The sequence below is a fragment of the Candidatus Frankia nodulisporulans genome (assembly GCF_902806475.1).
GTDB classification, from domain to species: Bacteria; Actinomycetota; Actinomycetes; order Frankiales; family Frankiaceae; genus Frankia; species Frankia umida.
The window spans coordinates 1-6,784 of record NZ_CADCWS010000222.1; the positions used below are offsets into that span (position 1 = coordinate 1).

Here is a 6,784-nt window from a genome sequence, read left to right on the forward strand (position 1 = left end):
TACCGGGTGAACAGCGGCATCACCATCCCCGGTCCGGGCGACGACACCCTACGAACTGATGCGAGTGCCATCCGGGGGATGGCCCGCCCGGGCGGGCCCGTCCGTGGTCGCCGTTGTGGGCGGTTTGCTTGTCTGGCCCGTTCGGAGGGTCATACCGTCACGTCCGTTGCCGTGATCGGGAATCCAGGGCTCCTGCCGACCTGCCCCGACCAGGCCACGCGCGATCGGGCATGATCAGGTAGGCCCTGGTGTGATCGGGCGTGGTCGGGATACGGCGGTGGGGGGAACCGCCGGGGGATAACGGTAGGGCGCGGCCGGGAGGCACGCGTCCAGAGCAGATGTGGACCGGTCGTGGACGACGTCATGGGTTTCGCCCTGCTCAGTCTTGGTTCTGGTGCGCTCTACGCACTGGTCGCCGCCGGGGTGGTGGTGATCGCCCGTGGCGCCGGTGTGCTCAACATGGCGCAGGGCGCGCTGGTCGCCTGGTCGGCCTACGTCCTGCATGGGCTGCACGGGCCATGGGGGCTGCCCCTGCTGCCCGCGGCGGTGCTGGCGGTGGCCTCGACCTCGGCGATCGGTGTCGCCTTCCACATCCTGGTGATGCGCCCGCTGCGGGAGGCCACGGCACTGCTGCGGCTGATGGCGACCCTCGGGCTGCTGATCATCCTCGAGTCGTCGTTGACGCTGATGTTCGCCGGCGCCGTGCGAACGTCCCCGGCGGTGCTGCCCCGCGGCAGCGTGGAACTGGCCGGCACGGACATCGAGGTCAGCATCTTCGTTCGGCTCGGCGCGGTCGCGGTGCTGGTCGGGGCGTTGTGGGCGGTGTTCCGGTTCACCACGCTGGGGCTCGCCGCGACCGCCGCCACCGAGAACCCGCGGGCCGCGGAGACCCTCGGCTGGTCGGTGGACGCGCTGGCCGCCGCGGCCTGGGGTGTCGGCGCGGGCCTCGCGGGCCTCGCCGGTGTGCTGCTCGCGCCGCTGCAGAACCCGCTGTCCTCGGCGAACCTGCTGCTGCTGATCGTGCCGGCGCTCGCCGTGGCCCTGATCGGACGGTTCCACTCGTTTCCGGTGGTGCTCGTCGGCGGGCTCGTCCTCGGTCTGGTCGAGGTGGAGACCCAGTACGAACTGGTGGCGCGTCACCCGTTCTGGCGGGGCATCGACCGGGCTATCCCGCTGGCCGTCATCGTCTTCTACCTCGCGGTGCGTGGCCGTGGCCTGCCCGAACGGGGCCATGTCGTCGAACGTCATCCGGTGCTCGGCAGCGGACGGGTTCATCCGCGTGCCCTCGCCGTCGTGCTCGCGGCCACGCTCGCCGCGGTGTGGTGGGTGCTGCCCACCGACTGGGTGGACGCGCTCGACGCGAACGCCCTGTGGGCGCTCATCCTGCTGTCGGTGGTGGTGCTGGTCGGGTTCACCGGGCAGCTTTCGCTCGGGCAGCTGGCCTTCTCCGGTATCGCCGCGCTGATCGCCGGACGGCTGGTGGCGACCCGTGGCTGGCCGCTGGAGGCGGCGATGGCCGTCGGTGTCGCCGGGACCGCGCTGGTCGGACTGCTGTTCGCGCTCCCGGCACTGCGCACCCGGGGGCTCCAGCTGGCCGTGGTCACGCTGGGCCTCGGTGCGGCGGTCGACGCGCTGCTGTTCCAACGGGGCTACCACTCGCCACCCCCCGACGGGGCCGGTGGGCTTGGCTCGCTGTTCGGTGACCTGGCCCGTCCGGAGGGGACGGTGGTGGGCCACCAGCGTTTCCTGGGGGTGCGGCTGGACCCGCTGGGCGATCCGCGGGGCTTCGCGACCCTGTCGGTGGTCGCGTTCGTGCTCGTCGCGCTCGCGGTGGCCAACCTGCGCCGGGGCCGGGCCGGACGCCGCCTCATCGCCGTGCGTACCAACGAGCGGGCCGCGGCGGCGCTGGGCATCAGCGTGGTCGGCGCCAAGCTGTACGCGTTCGCGCTCTCGGCGGCGATCGCCGGATTCGGCGGTGTGCTCTACGCGTTCTACCTGTTCGGCGAGAACGGCAACATCGACTACGGCCATGGGAACTTCTCGCCGTTCCCGTCGATCCTGCTGATCTCCTACGCGGTGGTCGGTGGGGTGGGGTGGGTCAGCGGCGCGTTCACCGGGGCGCTGCTCGCCCCCGGGGCCCTGCTGGCCCGTGCGGGGATGGCGATCGGGGGGTGGATCAGTCGGCTCGGATGGCTGCTTCGGGTGCTGCTCGCCGCGGTCGGTGGCCTGCTGGGTTTCGCCGGGATGGCAGCGCTGCACCGCGATCCGCGCACCGCGTACCGCCTGGGCGCGGGGCACCGCCTGGTCGGGCCAGGCGCCCGCCGCCCGCTGCTCTGGCTCGGCGCCGTTCTCGGTGCGGCCATCGCGGCCCTGCTCAGCGGCGCGTTGCGACATGTACTGACCCATCCGGACCGGTACGTGCCGCTGATCGGCGGGATCATCCTCGTCGTCGTCCTGTCCCGCTCCGGCGGTGGGATGGCGCCGGAGAACGCCCGCGCGGCCGCCGCGCTCTACGACCGCTTCGTCCCGCGCGCCGCCGAACGCCGCAGCCGCGCCGACGCCACCCGTCTGCACCGCGCCCTCGGCCCCACCCCCCGGTCGGACGAGGGCACCGGCCCGGCGAGTACGGCCGGGTCGCCGACCCGGCTGTACGCACCGCCTCGGCCGTACTCGCCGGGCCGGGATCAGCCGGTCGTTCCAGAACCTCGAGCTCTTCGACGACCTCACGGTGCTGGAGAACATCCAGGCGGCCAGTGATCGTCGCGACGCCGCCGCCTATCTCACCGATCTGGTGCTGCCGCGGTCACGTCCGCTGCCGGCGCCGGCGCTTGCCGCCATCGACGCCTTCGGCCTGCGCGACGATCTGCTGCGTACCGTCTCCGACCTGCCCTACGGACGTCGTCGTCTGCTGGCGATCGCCCGCGCCGTCGCCGCGGGGCCGGGGGTGCTGCTGCTCGACGAGCCGTGCGCGGGACTGGACGAGTCCGAAAGCGCCGAGGTCGCAGCCCTGCTGCGCCGGCTCGCCGACGACTGGGGACTCGGCATTCTGCTCAACGAACATGACATGGATGTGATCATGGGAGTCTGCGACCGGGTCGTGGTGCTCGACGCCGGCGAACTGATCGCCGAGGGACCACCCGCCAGGGTGGCCGCCGACCCACGCGTGCGCACCGCCTATCTCGGCGATCCGGGTACCGACGAGCCGGCGACCCGTCACCGTCCGTCGTCCTCGTCGGGTGCGGTCTCCTCGGCGATGCTCTCGTCGCCAAGGCCGGCCCGGGCGGAGAAGGTCTGATGGCCCGCCTGCTGTCACGCGCGGCCACGGGCCCGGGTGCGAAGGCGTCCCGGGGCCGGGGTGCCGGGGCTGACATCAGCGGCCGGCCGGTGATGCTGGCCGCCCGCGGGCTGTCCGCGGGGTACGGGGCCGGGCCGGTCGTGCGGGACCTTGACCTGGAGGTCCGGGTGGGGGAGGTCGTAGCCCTGCTGGGCCCGAACGGGGCGGGCAAGACGACGACGCTGCTGGCCCTCGCCGGCGCCCTAGTCCCGATGGGCGGTGCCGTCCACATCGATGGGAAGCCGTCCCGGGCGCCCCTGCACGAACGGGCCAGGCAGGGGCTGAGCCTGGTGCCGGAGGAGCGTTCGGTCGTGATGAGCCTGACCGTGCGGGAGAACCTGCGGGTCGGGCGGTGCGACCCCGACCTGGCCCTGGGGATCTTCCCCGAACTGGGCGAACACCTCGACCGCCGGGCCGGTCTGCTCTCCGGCGGGCAGCAGCAGATGGTCGCCCTCGCCCGGGCCCTCGCGCGACGGCCCACGATCCTGCTCGCCGATGAACTGTCCCTCGGTCTCGCCCCCCAGGTCGTCCAACGTCTGCTCGGGGCTGTGCGCGCCGCGGCCGACGCCGGGCTCGCCGTCGTCCTCGTCGAACAGCACGTGCGCAGCGCCCTGGCCATCGCCGATCGGGTCCACGTGCTACGCCACGGCACGGTGGCCTGGTCCGGGACGGCCGCCGAGGCGAAGGCCGACCGCGATCGGCTGCTCGGCGCCTACCTCCCCCTCGACACACCCTGACCGTCACCCCACGTCACCGTCCACCCACCTGCGGGCGGGATGCGCGGGATGCCGCCCGGTGCTCTCCGTGAGGGTGGGGGAGACGGTTCGAGGACGGCGGCGGGGCGGGGGGCTAGCCGGCGGCGCGGCGCAAAATGTCGAGGCCGTTGTAGGTCTCGTTCCCCAGGGAGACGAAGGACTTCGAGGCACTGTCCCAGCGGGCGCCGCGCAGGGTCGAGTTGAAGATGCGCTCGGCTCCGGGGATCGGGGTGGGAGTCGTCAGGTCCAGCGGGGGGATGATCCCGCCGAGGTCGAGGTTCCTCGTCCTGTTCAGCTGGGCGAGCAGGCTCGCCGCGGTCAGGTCGCCGGAAACCTGGTCGCCGACCTTCTCGGCGATCTGCACGGACAGCCAGGCGCCCGTGGTGGACGTGCTCGAGCGCAGGGCCGGGGCCGCGTCGGCGTCACCGGTGGCCTGCTCGGCGTCGAGCTCGCGGACCATCCGGGCCACCTCGGGGTACTGGCTGGTCTGGCTGAGTTCGGGGAACGCGGTGGCGACGACGAGACGGTCGGCGGCCGAGCCGAGTGTGGCCAGGAAGGTCGGGGAGAGGGTGCCGGCGGCGTGGCAGGTGCGGACCTGCTGGCCGGACTTCGCGATGACGGCGTAGGCGGCCTGGTCGAACACGACGAGGACCGCACCGTCCGCGCCGGAGCGGGACAGCTGGGTGATCGCCGGTGCGAAGTCACTGGTGGTGATCGGAATGCGGATCTTCGGGTCGATCGGGTGGCCCACCGCCTTGCCGCCACCGACGGCCATCGTGATCAGACGGTCGCTGGCGCTGAGGTCGTACCCGACCAGACCGATGTGCGTGGCGCCGGCCTTGGCGAGCAGGCTCGGGCAGACCGCCGGGTAGAAGGTCAGGGGGCTGATGACGAAGCTGATCGGCGAGCTGAGTTCGGAACCGTCCGCGGAGACACCGGCCGAGCCGATCGACGGGATGCCGGCCTTGGCCAGGATGGGCATGATCCCGCCGGACCCGCTGATCTCGCCGACCACGGCCAGCACGTGTTCGTCCGCCGCCCGCTCGGCGCACTTCTTCGCGGTGGCGGCGTCGTTGCGCTCGTTGCAGTGCTCGAGGACGACCGGGTGCCCGCCGATGCCGCCGCGGGCGTTGACGCCACGCACGGCGGCCTTCGTCGCGGCGACCATGTCGGGATAGTTGGTGCCGGCGGTACCCGTCGGCGCGATGATCATCAGCTTGACCGGCGAGCCCTTGGCTCCGCCCGAACCGGACGTCGAGCCACTCGAGCCACTCGAGCTAGCCGAGCCGTCCGAGCCGGAACCGCCACCGCAGGCGGCCAGCGTGGCCGCGAGAACGGCGGCCACCGCCGTCACGGCCAGCCTGCCCAGCCCGGATCGTCCTCGCACCCTGCCGCCTCCTCGTTCGTGTCATGGCCGCGCTGCCCGAGAGCAGCGACCGCGCGCCCGGGATGCCCCCTGCGGGGACTACACATCTGATTACCTCGATACTCCGACAGGAGCGTTGAGAACCGGATGTCGCGTCGCGGGTAGCACCCGTGGGCTACGTACACGCCATGTGATGGCACGCCGAGGCCACGGTGCGAAGCCCCGGATGACGCAGCGGGTGATGCGCCACCGAGGTTCCGTCACGGTAGACCGGCGCGATCCCCGCGCGATCAGGGGGGTGAACTTCCGCGGTGCGACCGGCGCACCCGGCGCGGGCCCCGGCGCTGGCGCGTCAGGCCCCGCGGGCAGCGAGGACCGCGGCAGACCGCGGCGGGTTCAGATGACCTGGGACCAGGCGTAGGTGAAGCCCATGATCTGGTCGACGAGGGTCTCCAGGGCGTTCGCGGTGGTCTGGTCGGTGAGGCGGCCGTCGGCGTCGGCGATGGTGGGGGAGGCCGAGGTGTCGAGGGTGATGCCCTGGGGCGTTGGCCAGCCGCGCAGGGAGTGGACGGTCGAGCGCAACGCGGTCATCGCCGTCCCCGCCGAATGGGCGTTCGGGGCGGTGACGATCAGCCCGACCGGCCGACCGTCGAGGTAGGGGCGGGGTGCGCCGTGCAGATCGTCGAGGTAGTCGAGGGCGTTGCTGACCAGACCGGAGACCCTGCCGTGATGCGCGGTCGTCGCGAGGACCAGCGCATCGCACTGCTCGACGGCGGCCAGCAGCCGCAGTGCCCCCGGCCCGCGCTCGGGTCGCTCGGGGGCGTACATCGGCAGATCGAGTTCACCGGACCCGAACAGCAGCGTCTCCGCCCCGGCCTGCGCCATCGCGCCCAGCGCGCCGGCGAGCAGCCACTGGGTGAGCGAGTTGGGCTGGGTCGTGCCACCAAGGCCGACGATCATCGGACGCCGTCGCCGGGTCCGCACCGTCCCCAGGCCCCCGGACGCCATCCCGTTCAGCCCACCACCAGGCATCCCGCCCAGGCCCGGCCCGGACGCCGAGATCGCCCCGAGATCGCTCGCGGTCAGTGTGCCCAGTGGACTGGCCGCCCCGCCCCCTATCCCACTGTCGGACGGTCCAGCGCCGAGCCCGCCGCCTGGTCCGGGTCGGGCCGGTGCGGCGGGACGTCCGCGTGGGCAGTGGGCGAGGCGCCTCGGACGCGGCCAGCGGACCTGTGTCGCCCGCGTGCTCGCCCGACTCGCCTCCCGACGACCACCCCGCGCCGTACGAATCCCCCACGACCCCTCCTAGAAGACCACTGAAAATCTTGC

The 6,784-nt window shown here is 72.9% G+C and carries 5 protein-coding genes; 3 read left to right on the forward strand and 2 right to left on the reverse strand.

Annotated elements, in window-relative coordinates; genetic code table 11:
- The first annotated feature begins 351 nt into the window (after positions 1-351).
- From G6R24_RS16570 to G6R24_RS16575, 3 genes are all read left to right on the forward strand, one after another.
- Entirely contained in the window at positions 352-2,757 is a 2,406-nt protein-coding gene (locus G6R24_RS16570; RefSeq protein WP_420840669.1) for an ABC transporter permease, read from the forward strand.
- The gene (locus G6R24_RS24215; protein WP_420840670.1) at positions 2,729-3,295 is read left to right on the forward strand and encodes an ABC transporter ATP-binding protein C-terminal domain-containing protein; all 567 of its coding nucleotides are present in this window, start codon (positions 2,729-2,731) and stop codon (positions 3,293-3,295) included. Before G6R24_RS16570 ends, G6R24_RS24215 begins: the two co-directional genes overlap by 29 nt.
- A 92-nt stretch (positions 3,296-3,387) precedes the next feature.
- Positions 3,388-4,071 (forward strand): ABC transporter ATP-binding protein, encoded by a 684-nt coding sequence (locus G6R24_RS16575; RefSeq protein ID WP_163550144.1) that lies wholly within the window; start codon positions 3,388-3,390, stop codon positions 4,069-4,071.
- 112 nt (positions 4,072-4,183) lie between these two features.
- Here G6R24_RS16575 and G6R24_RS16580 read toward each other — a convergent pair whose 3' ends face one another.
- Together G6R24_RS16580 and G6R24_RS16585 are read right to left on the reverse strand one after the other, a co-directional pair.
- Entirely contained in the window at positions 4,184-5,476 is a 1,293-nt protein-coding gene (locus G6R24_RS16580) for an ABC transporter substrate-binding protein (RefSeq protein WP_192029163.1), read from the reverse strand.
- Between the two features lie 375 nt (positions 5,477-5,851).
- A complete protein-coding gene (locus G6R24_RS16585) occupies positions 5,852-6,463 on the reverse strand; it encodes an NADPH-dependent FMN reductase (protein ID WP_225438626.1) in 612 nt (203 codons plus the stop codon).
- Between the last annotated feature and the right edge of the window lie 321 nt (positions 6,464-6,784).